This is a genomic window from Achromobacter sp. JD-1 (genome assembly GCF_038594925.1).
Taxonomy (GTDB): domain Bacteria; phylum Pseudomonadota; class Gammaproteobacteria; order Burkholderiales; family Burkholderiaceae_B; genus Achromobacter; species Achromobacter spanius_C.
The window spans coordinates 1-2227 of record NZ_JBCGCS010000063.1; the positions used below are offsets into that span (position 1 = coordinate 1).

At 61.7% G+C, this 2227-nt stretch carries 3 protein-coding genes; all 3 read right to left on the reverse strand.

All coding sequences use genetic code 11. The features are described 5' to 3' along the window. Window positions 1-130 precede the first annotated feature (130 nt). The 3 genes from stbB to WBR68_RS31155 are packed head-to-tail and all read right to left on the reverse strand — an operon-like array spanning window position 131 to window position 2199. Window positions 131-838 carry a StbB family protein gene (gene stbB / locus WBR68_RS31145; protein ID WP_230696236.1) on the reverse strand — a complete coding sequence of 236 codons (708 nt, stop codon included), beginning with the start codon at window positions 836-838 and terminating at the stop codon, window positions 131-133. A gap of 10 nt (window positions 839-848) precedes the next feature. Continuing rightward, window positions 849-1280 (reverse strand): hypothetical protein, encoded by a 432-nt coding sequence (locus WBR68_RS31150; RefSeq protein ID WP_230696237.1) that lies wholly within the window; start codon window positions 1278-1280, stop codon window positions 849-851. Window positions 1281-1320: 40 nt separating this feature from the next. Then, a complete protein-coding gene (locus WBR68_RS31155; RefSeq protein WP_230696238.1) occupies window positions 1321-2199 on the reverse strand; it encodes a KfrB domain-containing protein in 879 nt (292 codons plus the stop codon). Window positions 2200-2227 lie beyond the last annotated feature (28 nt).

Below are 2227 nucleotides of genomic sequence, written 5' to 3' on the forward strand. Positions count from 1 at the left end.
AGCTGCTCGATCAGAACGACGAGCTGCGCGCTTTCCTGCAACATGTCGCGGTACAGAAGCTCCATTCTGCTGCGGGGGATGACGGACGAAGTGGCGGGGCTTTCGGGCGGTGTGGCGGTCACAGTGTCTCCTAGAGGAAGAGAGCGCCGAACGCCTTGTCCAGCTGCCGGTCAACCGGACGCGCCAGCGACTGCAGGGCGTGCATGTCGCTGAGATGACTGACGAGCTTCACGTCGTCACGATCAGCTTGGCGCAACTCTTGGCGGTAGTCGCGCGGGTCGGCGAGGATCTCTTTGATCGTGGTGCGCTTGTTGGCCAGCAGATCGAACACCTCGTTCTCAAAAATCGCAGCCTCAGGATTGGCGCGGAAATCGCCGGACTGCAGGGCGTATCCGAAGATGGCGGCGAACTCCTCGCGCACGTCGGAATCGACGCGATTGAAGAGCACGCGTACCCGGTCCGCCGGCACACCCATCTGCGCGAGAACCTGAATCGTTTTGATCGTTTCCCGCTGCGCCTTACCGGAAGTGACCACGGGCAGCACGTAGTAGTCAATCTCGAGATGCGCCTGGTCATACTTCACCAGCTCGGCCAGGAAGTCCTCGATGTTGGAGGCGCCGACGTCGACGATCGCAGCTTCTGCCATCAACAGCTTGCGAAAAAGGCGGCCGAATTGCCCGCCACGCATCTGTTCGACATCCAGCCCCAGATCGGCTGCGCTTTCGTTGGTCGATTCGACGGCGATGATTTCGGCTTCCGGAATGCGGGGCGCCAGCAGGTGGCTGGTCGTGACGGTCTTGCCGACAGAGCCGGAATAGTTGACGGTTGCGATCTTCATACGAGAGTTCCTATTTTCTTCGACCGACTTCGGCCAGTTCATTGAGATCAATGTGATCTGAGGTTTTGCGAAGCCGCACAAGGTCGGCCTTGCTTGTAATCGTTGGCGGGACTGCGGGATGTGCAGGGGGATTGGAGGGCGGCGTGGCGCCGGAGTCAGGTAGCGGTGGAGGGTTCGTCGCGACCGGGTTGGCGGATGGCGGGCCGACCTGACGCTTCCGCCAACGGAGAAGGGCCTGGCGGACAGACTCGGCCTTCAGCGCGTGCCCTTCCATGGCGAGAGCCTCCGCCATCTCGCTATACGGAACGCCCTGTCTTTGCAACGCATCCAGCGTCGGCAGCAATGCTCGAATCCTGGCTTTTCGGCTCGTGGTCCCCAGGTTGTTTAGCCGCTGAACTGTGGTGGGCTGAACGCCGTACTGCGATGTGTTTTTCTTTTCCATGGGAAGTCGTTACACCATTTTCGGTTATCGGCCGGCTTGTCTAACGTTCGAGGGCGCCCGAGGTTTTCTCCGCGCTCGCCTTCTGCAACGCGGCCGCTTCGAGCGCGAGGGCGTCGACCTGGCGCACAAGGCCTACCTTGCCGCACGGGTAGCTGATCTCCACTTCCTTGCCCACGTATTGCTGGGGGTTAGAGATCGCCAACGTGCTGATCCTGTGGGCGATTGCAGTGTTTAGAACGCCCCTTTGATAGGCGGTATCGCCCTCGATGGATACGATCTGACCGCGACAAGTCGCACCGATGATGGGCGCCTGTACAAGTTCGGTTCCGGTTTCGAGGCGTTCGGCTGCACCGAGCGTCAGATCTGCGGCTGCGCCGTAATCCCGCAGGAGCTGTGCGGCTCGGTCGGTGGACATGACGGAGTAGGACCAGCCTTCGGCGTCCCGAGAATCATCGACCACGTATTCCTTGACGAGTGCCTCGCCCAGCTGGTCGACGGCAAGCACCGTGATGCTGGACCGATAGGCTGGGTCTTGCGGCGCGGGGTTCCAGAACTCGGCACGCGCCTGCTCGGGCACACTGCCCTTCAGCGCCGTGTGCGTCTCGAGAAGTGGATGGTCGTAGAAGCGTTCCGTGTCGATGTCGCGCACGGATTTGCCGTCCCAGCGCTTGAGTCCCTTGGCCGCGGCGCGTTCGAGGTCGTCGTGATACGAGTCGGACGACAAGTCGTGGGATGCAGCGGCGCCCTCGACCGAGGGGGCATGTACGAATCGCTCGCCGGTGCTGATGACCGTGATTTCGACCGGCTTGCGGTCGGCACTGGCGGCGAGGGTGCGCGGGCCGTTTGAAACGGGCGCGTGATCGTGCCGGCCAGGGCGAAATAGCGCCTGGACTTTGGTTTTCCAGTCGGAGATTTTCATGAGATTTCCTCGGGTGTGTGATGGTGCG

Bases quoted from the DNA above. Each gene is read 5' to 3' on its own strand.
- stbB (WP_230696236.1), bottom strand. From the start codon at position 838: ATGAAGATCGCAACCGTCAACTATTCCGGCTCTGTCGGCAAGACCGTC.
- WBR68_RS31150 (WP_230696237.1), bottom strand. From the start codon at position 1,280: ATGGAAAAGAAAAACACATCGCAGTACGGCGTTCAGCCCACCACAGTT.
- WBR68_RS31155 (WP_230696238.1), bottom strand. From the start codon at position 2,199: ATGAAAATCTCCGACTGGAAAACCAAAGTCCAGGCGCTATTTCGCCCT.